Source organism: Enterobacter sp. HMSC16D10 (assembly GCF_001807145.1).
Taxonomy (GTDB): domain Bacteria; phylum Pseudomonadota; class Gammaproteobacteria; order Enterobacterales; family Enterobacteriaceae; genus Enterobacter; species Enterobacter roggenkampii.
In genome coordinates, this window is the sequence record NZ_KV787833.1 from 1 (window position 1) to 17,448 (window position 17,448).

The following is a 17,448-nucleotide window of genomic DNA, read 5'->3' on the forward strand; positions in this document are numbered from 1 at the left end:
CATCAAACAAGTGAAGAGGCCATCCGAAAGGATGGCCTTTTTGCGTTTATGCGCTGCACAAACTAATCCCCCAACGCCCTGCTTATACGGTAAACTACCTGCGTTTTTGCATCAGGATAGCGTCTATGAACCACTCCCTTAAGCCCTGGAATACCTTTGGCATTCAACGCAATGCTAATCAAATTGTACGTGCCGATACTGCACAGCAGCTGCTGGATGCATGGCAAAGCGCAACAGAAAATAACGAACCCGTACTGATTTTGGGCGAAGGAAGTAATGTCCTGTTTCTCGACGATTTTGCGGGAACGGTGATCGTTAACCGCATCATGGGAATTGATGTGGAAGAGCATGCCGATAGCTGGCATCTGCACGTGGGTGCCGGAGAAAACTGGCATCACCTGGTGCAATTTACCCTCGAACAAGGGATGGCGGGTCTTGAAAACCTTGCGCTTATCCCAGGCTGCGCTGGATCGTCACCCATTCAGAACATCGGTGCCTACGGCATCGAGCTGAAGCACGTCTGTGACTATGTCGACTGCATCGAGCTGGCGACCGGAACGGCCACGCGTTTAACGGCAGAACAGTGCCGTTTTGGCTATCGTGACAGTATCTTCAAGCATGAATATCAGGATCGCTACGTGATTGTCGCCGTGGGCCTGCGTCTGTCGAAGAACTGGCAGCCTGTTTTGACCTACGGGGATTTAACGCGTCTCGATCCGGCTACCGTTACCGCCCGCGACGTTTTTGACTCGGTTTGCCATATGCGGATGACCAAGCTTCCCGATCCCAAAGTTAACGGAAATGCAGGAAGCTTCTTCAAAAACCCGGTGATCGGCGGCGAAAATGCCCGACGTTTTCTGGAGGAGTGGCCAACCGCGCCACATTACCCTCAGGCGGATGGCAGCGTGAAGCTGGCAGCAGGATGGCTTATCGATCAATGCCAGCTAAAAGGCACTTCAGTCGGCGGGGCAGCCGTTCACCGACAGCAGGCTCTGGTGCTGATTAACCAGCGCGATGCAACCAGCGACGATGTGGTACAGCTGGCTCATTATGTTCGTCAGCGTGTGGGCGAAAAATTTAACGTCTGGCTGGAGCCAGAAGTCCGCTTCATTGGTCGCACAGGTGAAGTCAACGCCGTGGAGACTATCGCATGAAGGACAATACGGTCCCGTTAACCCTGATTGGTATCCTGGCGGATGGTGAATTCCATTCCGGCGAGCAACTGGGTGAACAGCTCGGCATGAGCCGCGCCGCCATTAATAAACATATCCAGACGCTTCGCGACTGGGGGGTTGATGTGTTCACGGTTCCCGGAAAAGGGTACAGCCTGCCGGAGCCGATACAATTATTGAATGAAGACACGATCCGCAGCCAGATTGGACACGGTAATGTGGCGGTGCTGCCTGTTATTGATTCGACGAACCAGTATCTGCTGGATCGTCTGTCTGAGCTGAAATCCGGCGATGCCTGCGTTGCTGAGTATCAGCAGGCCGGCCGCGGTCGTCGTGGCCGCAAGTGGTTTTCCCCCTTTGGTGCCAACCTCTATCTGTCTATGTACTGGCGACTCGATCAGGGCCCGGCTGCTGCCATTGGCCTGAGTCTGGTCATCGGTATCGTTATGGCAGAGGTGCTGCACGATCTGGGTGCGGATCAAGTGCGTGTTAAATGGCCTAACGATCTGTACCTCAACGATCGTAAACTTGCCGGCATTCTGGTCGAACTGACGGGCAAAACGGGCGATGCGGCGCAAATCGTCATCGGCGCGGGCCTCAATATGGTGATGCGCAATGTCCAGAATGATGTGGTGAATCAGGCCTGGACTAACCTCCAGGAGGCGGGGATCGTCATCGATCGTAACACCCTTGCCGTACGTATGATTAAAGAGCTGCGCAGCTCGCTCACGCTTTTTGAGCAGGAAGGGCTGGCACCGTTCCTGTCTCGTTGGGAAAAACTGGATAACTTCATCAACCGCCCGGTGAAATTGCTGATTGGGGATAAAGAGATCTACGGCACTTCCCGCGGTATTGACGCTCAGGGCGCGCTGCTCCTGGAGCAGGATGGCGTGATCAAACCCTGGATGGGCGGTGAGATTTCCCTGCGGAGTGCCGAATAACCGGATGGAGTGAATGATGCGAAAAACCGTCTGCGCGACGCTGGCCGTCATGATGAGCGTGTTGTTCTCACCCCTCTCTCAGGCGGGTCAGGCCTGGGAGAGTTATAAGGCACGCTTTTTCGAACCGGAAGGCCGCATTGTCGATACCGGCAATGGCGGCGTGTCGCATACGGAAGGTCAGGGATTTGCCATGCTGATGGCAGTGGCCAACGACGATAAGGCCACGTTCGATAAGCTCTGGCAATGGACAAACCGTGAGCTGAAGAACAAAGAGAACGGTCTGTTTTACTGGCGCTATAACCCCGCAGAGTCCAACCCGGTCGCTGACAAAAACAATGCCGCCGATGGCGATGTGCTGATTGCCTGGGCGCTGCTTAAAGCCGATGCCCGCTGGCATGACAAACGCTACGGTGCCGCATCGGATGCCATTACAAAAGCGCTGGTTGCCCATAGCGTCATCCGCTATGCGGGTTACCGCGTGATGCTGCCCGGCGTCCAGGGATTTAAGCTTGACGGTGAAGCGATCCTTAATCCTTCCTACTTCGTGTTTCCGGCCTGGCAGGCCTTCGCCGGACGCAGTCATTTGCCTGTCTGGCGCGATTTGATTAAGGACGGGAAGCGCCTGCTGGGAAAAATGGGCTCGGGTAAAGCGGATCTGCCCGCTGACTGGGTCTCGCTGGCATCAGATGGCAAGCTGGAACCGGCCAAAGGCTGGCCGCCGCGGATGAGCTATGACGCGATTCGTATTCCGCTGTATCTTGCCTGGTCTGATAAGCAAAGCCCGCTGCTGACGCCGTGGAAAGCCTGGTTTGGTCAGTTCCCCCGGGAACAAACGCCCGCCTGGGTTAACGTCACGACCAACGAATATGCGCCCTACATGATGGAAGGCGGCCTGTTGGCTGTACGCGATTTAACGATGGGACAGTCTTCCGGAGAACCCGAAATCACCTCTAAAGACGACTACTATTCGGCAAGTCTGAAAATGCTGGTGTGGATTTCGGCGCAATAACAACGCACTGACTATCCCCTCTCCCTAATGGGGAGAGGGTTAGGGGTAAATCAGTTACTGCGGATACGGTACCCAATCCCCGCCGTTCAGGCGAACGTACGGTTTGTTCTGATACTGAATGACGACCGCGTTGGCGTTCTCAGAGACTTCTGCCGTTTGCGGCAGGTTGCTGGTGAGCTGATCCCAGTTCACGCTATCTTCCACAAACAGCTTCCCGTCAACGGCACGGGCAACCAGTTCAGAGATCGCCAGATAGCTGGTCGGCTGGGTGATTTCAATCGGTGCGCCCTGATGGGGTGCTTTCATACCAAAGAATTTAATGCCAGCAGGCACGTTGGTGATGGACGGGCTTGGGATATCACGCAGACCCGACACCTGCATTCTGTCGCCTTTCAGCGCGCCGCCGTGCTCAGGTACCACAACCACCATCACTTTACGGCCTGATTTTTCCAGCTCCGTGAAGAACGCGTCCAGCTCGTCGAAGAATTTCTGCGCACGCACTTTATAATCTGCCGTTTTGCTCACGCCCGGGAAATGGTTACCGTCGTGGAGCGGCAGGGTGTTAAAGAAGGTCGCACTGCGCGGATTACTGTCTTTCTCGATGGTCTGAAGCCAGCGCTGCAGCACGGCGGTATCGTCATAAACCGGCGAGCCGTCGAAGCCCAGCAGAGTAACGGGAAGACCAGTTTGATCCATCAACGGTGCCTGCATACCACCCTGTTCACGCACCTCTTTCAGGAAGTTACCGAACTGGCCGTTATGTCCCAGCATCAGATGCTGCGTAAAGCCCAGTTTGGCGAGGTTATCAAACAGATAACACTGATTGCCGGCAGGCTGATACAGATTCTTATGCGATGCCTGACCGCAGCTTGCACGCAGCAGGCGGATTGCTGCCGGGCCGCTGTACGAGGTGGCAGAGTTAAAATCTTTAAACTGAATGTCGAAATGCGACCACAGCGGATGGGACATCAAACCGGCTGCATCCACGTCGGCCCATGAGAGAGAGCAGATGTTGATCACCAGCAATTCAAACGGCTGAGCATCCGCCGGCAGCGCGTCCGGGAATTTAGTCTGTCGCTTGTCTTCCGCAGTGTAGAAGCTGGAGAGCCAGGCGTTCAGGTTTGTGGAGGTCGGCGGTGCGGTCTGGGTTGGGATATCGCCCACTACAGGCGTATCGCCAGCCGTGGTAACGGTTGCTGCTGCGCTTCCCCCTGTGGTGGTCACCGTGGTGGTCGGTTGACCAGCAGGCCACAGCGAAAAGCCCGGACCAGCCAGCGTCAGCACGTTCAGCCAGATCATAATCGCGACGACAAACACCGTGATGCGGATCCACTGTGACAGGAACAGCCAGGCAACCAGCAGCACAAAGACCGCGCCAATCATCTGCCAGTTAATAAACCGCTCGGTCAGATCGAGGACATAGCTGGCGCTAAAGCCTGCGACCTGCGACCCCTGGCTCATAATGCTGTCCGGCCCCGGTAGCCAGGTATCATGCCAGAACAGCGCAAAGCCGACAGGGATGGCTATCCAGTGACGCAAGCGATGCAGCCTGATGTTCGGCAGGGGCATCAGCAGGAAGGCCATAAACACCAGGTTGAGAAGAGGATGGAAATTCAGATAGCCTGCCCACAGCAGACCAAACTTCACGAGAAAGTAGAAGTTCCAGCCGGAAAGGCCGCGCCAGTATTGCCAGAGCGGCGAGGGTGACGAAGCGGTATAGGTAGAATTAGTCATGTTTTCGGTCTGCCTTGACGTGTGATGCCCGTGTCAGTGTTCCGGCTGGTTTTACATAGCGAGGTTTTATAAACAGCACTCTGGCCGTATCACGGATACGACGTATGGAATGACGTGCATAGTAGCCAAGCGGGAAAAAAATCAGCGCACAGAATATAACCAGTTGGATGATATCGCTGATATTCATGATGGTGCGTTCTCCGCGTTGTCCGTTAATAAGCGAAGGGGCTCCGGAACCCGGCGCCAGATATGGCCATCATGTCTGGCATTGAGGATCGGTTTCGCATCGCTCTTAATTGCGAGCGGTTTAGCCCATTGTTCAGGCTGGAGCGCACGCATCTGTACCAGCTCCGCGCTGATCGTATTATCTTCGAACCAAATCATACGGTTCGAGAAAATATCCCCGGTAGGCAGGGGGAAGATATGGTTTAGCGCCGTATCGAGATCGTTTACCCGGCAGAAGGACAAAAACAGCACCAGGCGATTGTCGCCAATGGTCATGATATCTCCCGTACGGTTGGGGCGACACAAAGTGAGCGCCTGTTCAACGCGGATACCCGGTACAGGACGCAGGGCAACCATAACCCCTTTTCCGTCTGCAGGAAGAAGCGTATTGCTCATCATATTGCCGACGGCGTCGCAGAAGGTATCCCATTTTTGATATCCACGCAGCTTCATCGGCTGCGTCATAGAGAGCAGTGTGGAAATGTCTTCCGGTACATGGCGGCTAAACTGCTGGCCCTGAACGCTTTCGATCAGCGTCAGGCAGCGTGACAGCGGCGCATTCCACGGAATAACCATATTTGCCCCGCAGCCAAGAAGCAGGCGCTCATCGGTGGCGCGCAGGCTGGTATTGTTTTCGCGCACGATGATTTTTAACGCGCTTCCGCGCTGGCGGCGCAGGGTGTGGATTTGCCTTGCCAGCGTCTCAATCTGGTTATTCTGCATCAATGAGAAAATAAGGGTCGCCGCCTGGGTTGTGCGGGCTTCGTGGAAAAGGTCTTCGTTAGATTCAAACAGCGACCAGTTTTCCGACAGGGCCGGTGCCCCCTCTAAAACCGCGATATGGCTCAGGATACGTTTTTCATCACTGCGCGGTTGCACCACGGTTTCTTCCTGCTGTGCCAGGTGCCACTTACCCTCGATATGTTTCAGCGTAAGTTGTTGTCTGGCGCTCACGCCTTTTTCATTACACCAGAATGCAATATCGTAGAGATAGCTGCCCACCTGGTCACGAACGCTTGCCAGACCGAACAGAGAACGATATTCACCCATTAAAAGTGAGAACAGCTTGTCATTATTACTGCCGGGATTGACTATCAGTAGCGTGCAATTTTGAAATTTTGCCCATTTATTGATTTTTTCCAGCCAGGGCAGCAGTTTTTCAGCAGGGATATTATGCAGGACGTTATTTGCACATTTAAGAATCACTAAATAGTGATCCGGATCAATAGTGCACTGAACGTCGCGGGACAAAAAGTATAGACTATCGGCTTCCGATGTCATGGAAAATAATCGCACCGTCTGAGGGCCGCGATCGTTTTCCAGCGTGATAATTTTCTTCGGATCTTCGCCCATGCTAATGACAGCCACGCGGGAATCCTTATCCTGGGCAGCAATTGTCTGGTTTACCAGACTGATAGCATCTTCATTACGGTCCGTATTAATCCACCAGACTCCTCCGACTGGCATGTGGCTCAATTCGTCCCATAATGACTGGATGCCAATAGAAAATATGGAGTCCACGGTGTCCCTCTTTTCGTCTAATTTATCTGTATCTCAGTTTACTAGCGAAAGCGTAGAAATAAACCTAACATTGAAATTAAAGAACATCAGATTTAGCATGTAAATGAAATTTCATAGGGCAGGATGCCTCGCTACTTCTGAACTGGCGATTTTACGCAAAGGGATGGAAAAAGAATGGATAATAACGAACCCGGAACCCCAGTCGACTCGACCCTGGGTTACACATTCCAAAACGATTTTCTGGCGCTGACGCAGGCCTTTTCTTTACCTGAAATAGATTACACCGATATTTCCCAGCGGGAACAGTTGGCTGCGGCTATTAAACGCTGGCCGTTATTAGCTGAATTCGCCCATCAACAATAAGGGAGCCATTGATGGCCATACTCGGATTACAGGGTGTCCGTGGGGGTGTGGGTACCACATCTGTTACCGCGGCGCTGGCGTGGTCATTACAGCTTTTAGGTGAATCGGTGCTGGTTATTGACGCCTGCGCCGATAATTTGCTGCGTATGTCGTTTAACGTCGACTTTACTCGCGAAGAGGGCTGGGCCCGCGCGCTGCTTGACGATAAAGACTGGCAGGATGCAGGTATGCGCTATACCTCCCTTCTTGACCTGCTGCCGTTTGGTCAACTGACCACTACGGAACGCGAGAATGAAGCCGCGTACCAGCGCCTGTTTTCACAATTCACGCTGGCGCTGCAGAGCCTGAGGGAAAAGGGGCACTACAAGTGGATCCTGCTGGATCTGCCGCACGGTGCCGGCACGCTGACACCACAGCTTATCGCCCAGTGCGATCATGTCCTCTCGATCGTTAACGTCGATGCGAACTGCCATATCCGCCTGCACCAGCAGGGACTGCCTCAAAATGGCCATATCCTGATTAACGATTTGCGCATTGGCAGCCAGATCCAGGACGATCTCTATCAGGTCTGGCTGCAAAGCCAGCGCCGCCTGCTTCCGATTGTCATCCATCGTGATGAGGGAATGGCGGAATGCCTTGCGTCTAAGCAACCGCTCGGTGAATACCGCAGCGATTCACTGGCGGCAGAAGAGATCCTGACGCTGGCTAACTGGTGTCTGCTGAACTTCGCCAACAGGGCGGAGCATGCAGGGAGTGCTGTATGAGTCGTCTCGCCAGCTGGTTACTCATCCCACCGGTCAGTTCGCGTTTGAGCGAACATTACCGGCATTTTCGCCGTCACGGTGCGTCGGCATTTAGCGCCGCGCTCGGCTGTTTCTGGATGATTCTGGCCTGGATGTTTATACCGCTTGAACACCCGCGCTGGCAGCGCATACGTGCCCGGCACAGCGAGCTATATCCGCACATTAATCCTGACCGACCGCGTCCACTGGATCCGGCGCGCTATCTCATTCAGGCCATCTGGCTGGTGGCAACCTCCTCCCGAACGGAGACAAAAACGCCGCACTGGCGGAGCTTCTCCCGCGTGCAGCAGTTACGTGAACGCTATCATCAGTGGCTGGACAGACTGCCCGACAGCGTAAGCGATAAGACCAGCCATCTGGATAACCATAAAGAGCTCGGGCATCTCCACCCGGGCTTGCGGCGTTTTATCCTCGGCGTAATCGTCGTGTTCTCGCTTATTCTGGCGCTGGTCTGCATTACGCAGCCTTTCAACCCTCTGGCGCAGTTCACTTTCCTGATCCTGCTGTGGGGCGTGGCGCTGCTGGTGCGCCGAATTCCGGGTCGCTTCTCGGCGCTGATGCTGATCGTGTTGTCGCTGACCGTCTCCTGCCGCTACATCTGGTGGCGTTATACCTCGACGCTGAACTGGGACGACCCGGTGAGTCTGGTGTGCGGCCTGGTGCTGCTGTTTGCTGAAACCTATGCCTGGATTGTGCTGGTGCTGGGCTATTTCCAGGTGATTTGGCCGCTCAACCGCCAGCCGGTTCCGTTGCCAAAGGACACCACCCAGTGGCCAACCGTCGATCTCTTTGTGCCGACCTACAACGAAGACCTGAGCGTGGTGAAGAACACTATCTATGCCGCGCTGGGCATCGACTGGCCGAAAGATAAGCTCAAGGTCTGGATCCTGGATGACGGCAACCGCCCGGCGTTCCGCCAGTTCGCGGAGGAGGTTGGCGTCGAGTACATCGCCCGTCCGACGCATGAACACGCTAAGGCGGGGAACATCAACAACGCGTTGAAGTATGCCACCGGGGAGTTTGTTTCGATTTTTGAGTGCGACCACGTGCCGACGCGCTCGTTCCTGCAGATGACCATGGGCTGGTTCCTGAAGGAGAAAGAGCTGGCGATGATGCAGACGCCGCACCACTTCTTCTCGCCGGACCCGTTTGAACGTAACCTTGGCCGCTTCCGCAAAACCCCGAACGAAGGCACGCTGTTCTATGGGCTGGTACAGGACGGAAACGACATGTGGGACGCCACCTTCTTCTGCGGCTCATGCGCCGTTATCCGCCGTAAGCCGCTGGATGAAATTGGCGGTATCGCCGTCGAAACGGTCACTGAAGATGCGCACACCTCTCTGCGCCTGCACCGTCGTGGCTATACCTCTGCCTATATGCGTATCCCGCAGGCAGCCGGTCTGGCAACCGAGTCACTGTCGGCGCACATTGGTCAGCGTATTCGCTGGGCGCGCGGCATGGTGCAGATCTTCCGTCTTGATAACCCACTGATCGGGAAAGGACTCAAGCTGGCGCAGCGTCTTTGCTACGTCAATGCCATGTTCCACTTCTTGTCCGGCATTCCGCGGCTGATCTTCCTGACCGCGCCGCTGGCGTTCCTGCTTCTTCATGCTTATATCATCTACGCTCCCGCGCTGATGATTGCGCTGTTTGTTCTGCCGCACATGATCCACGCGAGCCTGACGAACTCGAAGATACAGGGTAAATACCGCCACTCCTTCTGGAGTGAAATCTACGAAACGGTGCTGGCCTGGTACATCGCGCCGCCGACGATGGTGGCGCTGATTAACCCGCATAAAGGGAAATTCAACGTCACTGCAAAGGGCGGGCTGGTGGAGGAGGAGTACGTCGACTGGGTGATCTCCCGGCCGTATATCTTCCTGGTGCTGCTGAATATCGTGGGCGTCATTGCGGGTATCTGGCGCTACTTCTACGGCCCGGAAAACGAAATCCTGACCGTCTTCGTCAGTATGGCCTGGGTCTTCTACAACCTGATTATCCTCGGCGGCGCGGTGGCGGTGTCGGTGGAGAGCAAACAGGTTCGTCGCGCGCATCGCGTGGAAATCTGCATGCCAGCGGCGATCGCCCGTGAAGATGGCCATCTCTTCTCCTGTACCGTGCACGACTTCTCTGACGGCGGTCTGGGGATCAAAATCAACGGCCAGGCAAAGGTGCTGGAAGGGCAAAAAGTTAACCTGCTGCTTAAGCGCGGCCAGCAGGAGTATGTCTTCCCGACGCAGGTCGTTCGCGTGGTGGGCAATGAAGTCGGCCTGCAGCTGATGCCGTTGACCAAAAAGCAACATATCGATTTTGTGCAGTGTACGTTTGCCCGCGCGGATACGTGGGCTCTCTGGCAGGACAGCTTCCCGGAGGATAAGCCTCTGGAAAGCCTGCTGGATATTCTGAAGCTGGGGTTCCGTGGCTATCGTCACCTTGCAGAATTTGCCCCGTCGTCGGTGAAATTAATTTTCCGGTCACTTACTTCGCTGGTTTCCTGGGTCGTGTCGTTCATTCCTCGTCGTCCTGAGCGGGATGAGGCGAAGCAGGCGGACCCGGTTATGGCTCAACAATGATGATAACGCGATGAAAACAAAACTTTCCTGGTTATGTGCAGTGGCAATGGGGATGAATGCGATCCCCGCAACAATGGCTAACGCAGCCCCGGGTAACGCAGCGGCAACGCCTGCGCCAACCGTACCTGTCGTCGCGCAAGCAACCGATCCGGTTGTCACCGCGGCACCGGGTCAAACTGAAAACATCATGCCGAACCAGCCAACGGAGGGGAACACCCTGCCGGCAGACGGCCAGGTCATCGGGCAGGTAATGCCGGGCGTCCGGGGGGCGAATGCGCCCGTCGTTGCGGACAATGCGCCGTCGCGTGACGTGAAGCTGACCTTCGCGCAAATTGCGCCGCCTCCGGGCAGCATGGTGCTGCGCGGCATCAACCCTAACGGCGGCATTGAATTTGGTATGCGCAGCGACGAGGTCGTCTCTAATGCGGTGCTGAATCTCGAATACACGCCGTCACCGTCGCTGCTGCCGACCCAGTCTCAGCTGAAGGTCTATCTGAATGACGAGCTGATGGACGTTCTGCCGGTCACGAAAGAGCAGCTCGGCAAGAAAACGCAGGCGCAGGTGCCGATCAACCCGCTGTTTATCACCGACTTTAACCGTATCCGCCTGGAGTTTGTCGGCCACTACCGCGATGTCTGCGAAAACCCGGCCAGCAACACGCTGTGGATGGACGTCGGGCGTAACTCCTCGCTGCAGATGACCTACCAGTCGCTGGCGCTGAAAAACGATCTCTCGGCCTTCCCGGTTCCGTTCTTCGATCCGCGTGATAACCGCCCGCTCACGCTGCCGATGGTGTTCGCATCGTCCCCGGACGTGACCGAGCAGCTGGCGGCCACCATTGTGGCCTCCTGGTTTGGTTCACGCGCGGGCTGGCGCGGTCAGAGCTTCCCGGCGATGTATGACAAACTGCCGGACAGAAATGCCATTGTGTTTGCCACCAATGCAAAACGTCCGGCCTTCCTGCGCGATCATCCGGACGTCAACGCGCCGACCGTTGAGATGATAAGCCACCCGGAAAACCCGTACGTGAAGCTGCTGGTGGTCTTTGGTCGTGATGATAAAGATCTGGTTCAGGCAGCAAAAGCCATTGCCCAGGGCAACGTCCTTTTCCGCGGCAACAGCGTCGTGATAGATGAGGTCAAACCGCTGCTGGCGCGTAAACCTTATGATGCGCCAAACTGGGTACGTACCGACCGTGCGGTCACCTTTGGCGAGCTGAAAACCTATGAAGAACAGCTGCAGGCGACGGGGCTTGAGCCCGCGCCGATTAGCCTGTCGCTGAATCTGCCGCCGGATCTGTACCTGCTGCGTACCAACGGCATTGATATCAATCTGAACTACCGCTATACCGCGCCAGCCACCAAAGACAGCTCGCGCATGGATATCAGCCTGAACAACCAGTTCCTGCAATCCTTCAGCCTGCAAAGCACGCAGGATACGAACCGCCTGATGCTTCGCCTGCCGGTGCTGCAGGGGCTGCTGGACGGTAAAACGGATGTCTCTATTCCGGCACTGAAGCTGGGTGCGATAAACCAGCTGCGCTTTGATTTCCAGTACATGAACCCGATGCCTGGCGGCTCGGCGGAAAACTGCATCACCTTCCAGCCGGTGCAGAACCACGTGGTGATTGGCGATGAGTCGACCATCGACTTCTCGAAGTACTATCACTTCCTTGCGATGCCGGACCTGCGCGCCTTTGCTAACGCGGGCTTCCCGTTCAGCCGTATGGCCGATCTCTCTGAGTCCATTGTGGTAATGCCAAAAGCGCCAAACGAAGGTCAGGTTACGACTCTGCTCGACACCATGGCGACCGTTGGAGGACAAACAGGATTACCGGCCATTAACGTCACGTTGACGGACGATGGCAGCCAGATTCAGAACAAAGATGCTGACATCATGGTGATCGGGACCATCCCGGATAAGCTGAAGGATGACAAACGTATCGATCTGCTGGTGAAAGCGGCTCAGTCCTGGGTCAATACGCCGCTGCGACAGACCGAGTTCCCGAGCATTATGCCGGATGTGAACGATCGTCAGGCCAGCGCGCAGACGACGGTAACGTCTCAGGGGGCGATGGCCGCGGTGGTGGGCTTCCAGTCGCCTTACAACGAACAGCGCAGCGTGGTGGCTCTCCTCGCGGACAGCCCGCGCGGCTATGAACTGCTCAATACGGCCATGAACGACAGCGGTAAACGTGCCGCGATGTTTGGTTCCGTGTCGGTGATCCGTGAGTCCGGCGTCAATAGCCTGCGCGTGGGGGATGTGTACTACGTGGGCCATCTGCCGTGGTTCGAACGCCTGTGGTATGCGCTGGCTAACCATCCGGTTCTGCTCGCTATCCTGGCTGCGGTCAGCGTGGTCTTGCTGGCATGGGTGCTGTGGCGTCTGCTGCGAATCATCAGCCGTCGTCGTCTGAACCCGGATGAGTAAGATGTGATGAAAGCCTTTCGCTGGTGTGTATTAGCAGCGGTGATGCTGGCGGCGCTTCCTCTTCGCGCCGCCTGTACCTGGCCTGCCTGGGAGCAGTTTAAAAAGGACTACATCAGTGAAGGCGGGCGCGTCATTGATCCCAGTGACACGCGCAAAATTACGACCTCGGAAGGGCAAAGCTACGCCCTGTTCTTTGCCCTGGCGGCGAACGATCGCAAAGCCTTTGACCTGCTGCTGACGTGGACGCGCGATAATCTCGCCAGCGGCGATCTCAACGCCCATCTGCCTGCCTGGCTATGGGGTCAGAAAGATAAAGACGCCTGGGCGGTGATTGATACCAACTCCGCCTCTGATGCCGATGTCTGGATCGCCTGGTCACTGCTCGAAGCGGGTCGGCTGTGGAAAGATCGGGACTATACCCGCACGGGTAAGGCGCTGCTGAAACGCATTGTCAGCGAGGAAGTGGTCAACGTCCCGGGGCTCGGCGCAATGCTGCTTCCCGGTAAAGTCGGTTTTGCCGATGAGAACGCCTGGCGTTTTAACCCCAGCTATCTTCCTCCGCAGCTAGCGGCTTATTTCACGCGCTTTGGTTCCCCGTGGACCCAGCTTCGTGAAACTAACCTGCGCCTGCTGCTTGAGAGTGCGCCGAAAGGTTTTTCGCCGGACTGGGTGCAGTATCAGAAAAACAAAGGCTGGCGGTTACAGCAGGAGAAAGCGCTGGTGGGCGGCTACGACGCCATCCGCGTGTATCTCTGGGTGGGCATGATGAGTGATAAAGATCCTCAGAAAGCCCGGCTCCTGACGCGCTTCCAGCCGATGGCGGCAAAGACCATAAAACGGGGTGTGCCGCCGGAGAAAGTGGATGTGGCGACGGGGAAACGTACCGGTGACGGCCCGGTCGGGTTCTCTGCCGCTATGCTGCCGTTTTTACAACAACGTGATGCCCAGGCGGTTCAGCGCCAGCGCGTTGCAGACCATTTTCCCGATAACAATGCCTATTACAGCTATGTGCTGACGCTTTTTGGGCAAGGATGGGATCAGCATCGTTTTCGCTTCACCGCAAAAGGTGAATTAATACCGGATTGGGGCCAGTAATGCGCAAGTTCACAGTAAATCTACTCAGTTTATCGCTTGGCCTGGCGCTTATGCCGTGGGCACAGGCCGCCAACTCTCCGCAGCAGAAACAGCTGCTGGAGCAGGTCAGGCTGGGCGAATCGACACAGCGTGAGGATTTGGTTCGTCAGTCGCTCTATCGCCTTGAGCTGATTGACCCCAACAACCCTGACGTCATTGCCGCGCGCTTTCGCTACCTGCTGCGTCAGGGCGATAACGCCGGCGCGCAAAAAGAGCTGGATCGTCTGAAAGGGATCGCCCCGGGTTCGAGCGCTTACCAGTCCTCACGCAACACCATGCTGCTTTCTACTCCGGATGGCCGACAGCAGCTCCAGCAGGCGCGACTGCTCGCCACTACGGGGCACACGCAGGAAGCGATTGCCGCCTATGACAAGCTGTTTGACGGCAACCCGCCGGGTGGCGACGTGGCGACGGAATACTGGAACGTCGTGGCGAAAGATCCAGCTCGGCGCGGTGCGGCCATTAACCAGCTGAAAAAAATTAACAGCAGCAGCCCCGGGAATACGCAGCTGCAGACAACGCTGGCCCAGCTTCTGTTCCAGAGCGGACGACGTGATGAAGGCTTTGCGGTACTGCAGGAGATGGCCAAATCCACCAATGGCCGCAGCCAGGCGTCTGATATGTGGTATGACCAAATCAAAGACCAGCCTGCCAGCAGCGCCAGCGTCAGCGCGCTGCAAAAATATCTGAGCGTATTCAGCGACGGGGATAGCGTCGCTGCGGCGCGTGCCCAGCTTGAAGCGCAGCAAAAACAGCTCGCCGATCCGGCGTTCCGCGCGAAAGCGGAAGGGCTCGCGGCGGTGGATGCCGGGCAGGGCAGTAAGGCGGTGGCCGAGCTGCAAAAAGCCGTCAGCGCCAACCATGCCGACAGTGAAGCGGTGGGTGCCCTGGGGCAGGCGTATTCCCAGAAGGGCGACCGTGCCCGCGCGGTAGCGCAGTTTGAAAAGGCGATTGCCCTCGATCCGCAGAGCGATAACCGGGGTAAATGGGACAGTCTTCTGAAGGTTAACCGCTACTGGCTGCTGATCCAGCAGGGCGATGCGGCGCTGAAGGCGAATAACCCGGCGCAGGCAGAGCGTTACTATCAGCAGGCGCGTAACATCGACAATACCGACAGCTACGCGGTGCTGGGGCTGGGCGACGCCGCCGCGGCGCGTAAAGATAACGACGCGGCGGAGCGTTATTACCGTCAGGCGCTGCGAATGGACAGCGGCAACAGCAACGCGGTTCGCGGCCTGGCCAATATTTACCGCGCGCAGTCCCCGGAGAAAGCCTCGCAGTTTATCCAGTCGCTCTCCGCCAGCCAGCGTCGGAGCATTGATGATATCGAGCGTAGTCTGACCAACGAGCAGCTCTCCGCCCAGGCCGAACAGCTGGAAAATCAGGGGAAATACGCCCAGGCAGCAGAAATCCAGCGTCGTCGTCTGGCGCTCTCTCCTGGCGACGTGTGGATAACCTATCGTCTGTCGCGCGATCTCTACAGCGCGGGTCAGCGCAGCCAGGCGGACACCCTGATGCGTCAGCTTGCCCGCCAGAAACCGTCCGACCCGGATCAGGTCTATGCCAGCGGGCTCTATCTTTCCGGAAACGATCAGGACCGTGCCGCGCTGGCGCATCTGGACACGCTGCCGCGCAGCCAGTGGAACAGCAATATTCAGGAACTTGCCGACCGCCTGCAAAGCAATCAGGTGCTGGAAACCGCCAACCGCCTGCGGGACAGCGGTAAAGAGCAGGAGGCAGAGAATCTTCTTCGCCAGCAGCCAACCTCCACCCGCATCGACCTGACGCTGGCGGACTGGGCACAGCAGCGTGGCGATCTGAACTCCGCGAAAACGACGTACAACGCCGTCCTGCAGCGTGAGCCGCAGAACGAAGACGCCATCCTCGGCCTGACCGAGATTTACAGCGCCCAGGGTAACAAAGATGCCGCGCGCGCGGAGCTGGCGAAGCTGCCCGCCGCGCAGAACGGCCAGCCGCTGTCGCTCAATATGCAGCGCCGCATCGCGATGGCGCAGGCGGGGCTGGGTGATTCCGCCGCGGCTGAACAGACCTTCAGTAAAATCATTCCGCAGGCTAAATCGCAGCCCGGATCAATGGAAAACGCGCTGGTGCTGCGTGATGCCGCGCGTTTCCAGGCGCAGAACGGGCAGCCTCAGCAGGCGCTGGAAACCTATAAAGATGCGATGGTATCGACGGGTATCACCACGACGCGTCCGGCTGATAACGACAGTTTCACCCGTCTGACGCGTAACGATGAAAAAGACGACTGGCTGAAGCGCGGCGTGCGCAGTGATGCCGGTGAGTTGTACCGCCAGCAGGATGTTAACGTCACGCTGCAGCACGATTACTGGGGCTCCAGCGGCACGGGCGGCTATTCCGATCTGAAAGCGCATACCACCATGCTGCAGGTGGATGCGCCGCTCTCTGACGGGCGCATGTTCTTCAGAAGCGATCTGGTCAATATGGACGTCGGGTCATTCGATACCAGGAACGGGACTTACGACCCTAAATGGGGAACCTGCTACGAAACGCCGTGTAGCGGTAACACCCATCAGTCAGACAATGGCGCAAGCGTCGCTGTCGGCTGGCAGAATAAAACTTGGGCGATGGATATTGGCACCACGCCGATGGGCTTTGACGTCGTCGACGTGGTGGGCGGCATCAGCTACAGCAGCGATCTGGGGCCCATCGGCTATACCGTTAATGCCCATCGTCGGCCAATCTCCAGCTCTCTGCTGGCCTTCGGCGGGCAAAAAGACACCAACACCGGCACCACCTGGGGCGGCGTACGCGCGACCGGTGGCGGCGTCAGCATCAGCTATGACAAAGGGGAAGCGAACGGCGTCTGGTCAAGCCTGAACGCGGAAACGCTGACGGGTAAAAATGTGGAGGATAACTGGCGCGTCCGCTGGATGACGGGTTACTACTACAAGCTCATTAATAAAAACAATGAGCGCCTGACGGTCGGCGTCTCCAACATGCTCTGGCACTACGACAAAGACCTGAGCGGTTATACCCTGGGTCAGGGCGGCTATTACAGCCCGCAGGAGTATGTCTCCTTCGCCTTGCCGGTGACCTGGCGTAAGCGCACGGAAAACTGGTCCTGGGAGCTGGGGGGCTCGGTCTCCTGGTCTCACTCCAAAACCAAAGACGAGCTGCGCTACCCGATCCAGAATCTGATCCCGACCGATGAGCCAGACCGCTATACCGATCGGGGCGCGATGGAAACCGGCAGCAGCTCCTCAGGCACGGGTTATACCGCGCGGGCCATTATTGAGCGCCGGGTTACGTCCAACTGGTTTGTTGGCATGGGCGTGGACATTCAGGAAGCGAAAGACTATACCCCAAGCCATGCGCTGATCTATGTGCGCTACTCTGCTGCAGGCTGGCAGGGCGATATGGACTTACCGCCGCAACCGCTCATCCCTTACGCGGACTGGTAATCGGATTTTCCTTAATCCATTTGTAAGTCTCTCTTAACAGCGCAGCAATCGGGTATACTCAGGCGCGCCAGGTTTACACCCTGGCGCGCCCTGCGCTTC

Annotated in this window: 12 protein-coding genes; 9 read left to right on the forward strand and 3 right to left on the reverse strand. The window is 56.8% G+C overall.

Translation table 11 applies throughout. The annotated features are described in order from the left end of the window. Positions 1 to 125: 125 nt before the first annotated feature. Genes murB through HMPREF3143_RS02980 form a run of 3 tightly spaced genes read left to right on the forward strand, consistent with a single transcriptional unit; the run spans position 126 to position 3,122 of the window. Positions 126 to 1,154 carry a UDP-N-acetylmuramate dehydrogenase gene (gene murB, locus HMPREF3143_RS02970; protein ID WP_070531706.1) on the forward strand — a complete coding sequence of 343 codons (1,029 nt, stop codon included), beginning with the start codon at positions 126 to 128 and terminating at the stop codon, positions 1,152 to 1,154. Then, positions 1,151 to 2,113 (forward strand): bifunctional biotin--[acetyl-CoA-carboxylase] ligase/biotin operon repressor BirA, encoded by a 963-nt coding sequence (gene birA / locus HMPREF3143_RS02975; RefSeq protein ID WP_070531709.1) that lies wholly within the window; start codon positions 1,151 to 1,153, stop codon positions 2,111 to 2,113. The genes murB and birA overlap by 4 nt, the downstream gene beginning before the upstream one ends. A 16-nt stretch (positions 2,114 to 2,129) precedes the next feature. Further along, positions 2,130 to 3,122, forward strand: a complete 993-nt coding sequence (locus tag HMPREF3143_RS02980) for a family 8 glycosyl hydrolase (RefSeq protein WP_070531711.1) — start codon at positions 2,130 to 2,132, stop codon at positions 3,120 to 3,122. A 54-nt stretch (positions 3,123 to 3,176) separates the two neighbouring features. Here the strand turns inward: HMPREF3143_RS02980 and bcsG are convergent, their stop codons facing one another. The 3 genes from bcsG to bcsE are packed head-to-tail and all read right to left on the reverse strand — an operon-like array spanning position 3,177 to position 6,602. Next, on the reverse strand, positions 3,177 to 4,856 hold the full coding sequence (gene bcsG / locus HMPREF3143_RS02985) for a cellulose biosynthesis protein BcsG (RefSeq protein WP_008503239.1): 1,680 nt from the start codon (positions 4,854 to 4,856) through the stop codon (positions 3,177 to 3,179). Next, positions 4,849 to 5,046 carry a cellulose biosynthesis protein BcsF gene (gene bcsF, locus HMPREF3143_RS02990; protein ID WP_024908822.1) on the reverse strand — a complete coding sequence of 66 codons (198 nt, stop codon included), beginning with the start codon at positions 5,044 to 5,046 and terminating at the stop codon, positions 4,849 to 4,851. The genes bcsG and bcsF overlap by 8 nt, the downstream gene beginning before the upstream one ends. Then, positions 5,040 to 6,602, reverse strand: a complete 1,563-nt coding sequence (gene bcsE, locus HMPREF3143_RS02995) for a cellulose biosynthesis c-di-GMP-binding protein BcsE (protein ID WP_070531713.1) — start codon at positions 6,600 to 6,602, stop codon at positions 5,040 to 5,042. The genes bcsF and bcsE overlap by 7 nt, the downstream gene beginning before the upstream one ends. A gap of 174 nt (positions 6,603 to 6,776) precedes the next feature. Between bcsE and bcsR the strand changes: the two genes are divergently transcribed. Genes bcsR through bcsC form a run of 6 tightly spaced genes read left to right on the forward strand, consistent with a single transcriptional unit; the run spans position 6,777 to position 17,349 of the window. Further along, positions 6,777 to 6,965, forward strand: a complete 189-nt coding sequence (gene bcsR, locus HMPREF3143_RS03000) for a cellulose biosynthesis protein BcsR (RefSeq protein ID WP_008503237.1) — start codon at positions 6,777 to 6,779, stop codon at positions 6,963 to 6,965. Between the two features lie 11 nt (positions 6,966 to 6,976). Beyond that, positions 6,977 to 7,729 (forward strand): cellulose biosynthesis protein BcsQ, encoded by a 753-nt coding sequence (gene bcsQ / locus HMPREF3143_RS03005; RefSeq protein ID WP_070531716.1) that lies wholly within the window; start codon positions 6,977 to 6,979, stop codon positions 7,727 to 7,729. Further along, the gene (bcsA, locus tag HMPREF3143_RS03010; RefSeq protein ID WP_070531719.1) at positions 7,726 to 10,341 is read left to right on the forward strand and encodes a UDP-forming cellulose synthase catalytic subunit; all 2,616 of its coding nucleotides are present in this window, start codon (positions 7,726 to 7,728) and stop codon (positions 10,339 to 10,341) included. The genes bcsQ and bcsA overlap by 4 nt, the downstream gene beginning before the upstream one ends. Positions 10,342 to 10,351: 10 nt before the next feature. Next, complete coding sequence (gene bcsB / locus HMPREF3143_RS03015; protein WP_045353332.1) at positions 10,352 to 12,772, forward strand: cellulose biosynthesis cyclic di-GMP-binding regulatory protein BcsB; 2,421 nt, start codon at positions 10,352 to 10,354, stop codon at positions 12,770 to 12,772. 6 nt (positions 12,773 to 12,778) lie between these two features. Continuing rightward, positions 12,779 to 13,867, forward strand: a complete 1,089-nt coding sequence (gene bcsZ / locus HMPREF3143_RS03020; protein ID WP_070531722.1) for a cellulose synthase complex periplasmic endoglucanase BcsZ — start codon at positions 12,779 to 12,781, stop codon at positions 13,865 to 13,867. Beyond that, complete coding sequence (bcsC, locus tag HMPREF3143_RS03025; RefSeq protein WP_046092607.1) at positions 13,867 to 17,349, forward strand: cellulose synthase complex outer membrane protein BcsC; 3,483 nt, start codon at positions 13,867 to 13,869, stop codon at positions 17,347 to 17,349. The genes bcsZ and bcsC overlap by 1 nt, the downstream gene beginning before the upstream one ends. Positions 17,350 to 17,448: the final 99 nt, after the last annotated feature.

Bases quoted from the DNA above. Each gene is read 5' to 3' on its own strand.
- bcsQ (WP_070531716.1), top strand. From the start codon at position 6,977: ATGGCCATACTCGGATTACAGGGTGTCCGTGGGGGTGTGGGTACCACA.
- birA (WP_070531709.1), top strand. From the start codon at position 1,151: ATGAAGGACAATACGGTCCCGTTAACCCTGATTGGTATCCTGGCGGAT.
- bcsG (WP_008503239.1), bottom strand. From the start codon at position 4,856: ATGACTAATTCTACCTATACCGCTTCGTCACCCTCGCCGCTCTGGCAA.
- bcsC (WP_046092607.1), top strand. From the start codon at position 13,867: ATGCGCAAGTTCACAGTAAATCTACTCAGTTTATCGCTTGGCCTGGCG.
- bcsR (WP_008503237.1), top strand. From the start codon at position 6,777: ATGGATAATAACGAACCCGGAACCCCAGTCGACTCGACCCTGGGTTAC.
- bcsB (WP_045353332.1), top strand. From the start codon at position 10,352: ATGAAAACAAAACTTTCCTGGTTATGTGCAGTGGCAATGGGGATGAAT.
- bcsZ (WP_070531722.1), top strand. From the start codon at position 12,779: ATGAAAGCCTTTCGCTGGTGTGTATTAGCAGCGGTGATGCTGGCGGCG.
- bcsA (WP_070531719.1), top strand. From the start codon at position 7,726: ATGAGTCGTCTCGCCAGCTGGTTACTCATCCCACCGGTCAGTTCGCGT.
- murB (WP_070531706.1), top strand. From the start codon at position 126: ATGAACCACTCCCTTAAGCCCTGGAATACCTTTGGCATTCAACGCAAT.
- HMPREF3143_RS02980 (WP_070531711.1), top strand. From the start codon at position 2,130: ATGCGAAAAACCGTCTGCGCGACGCTGGCCGTCATGATGAGCGTGTTG.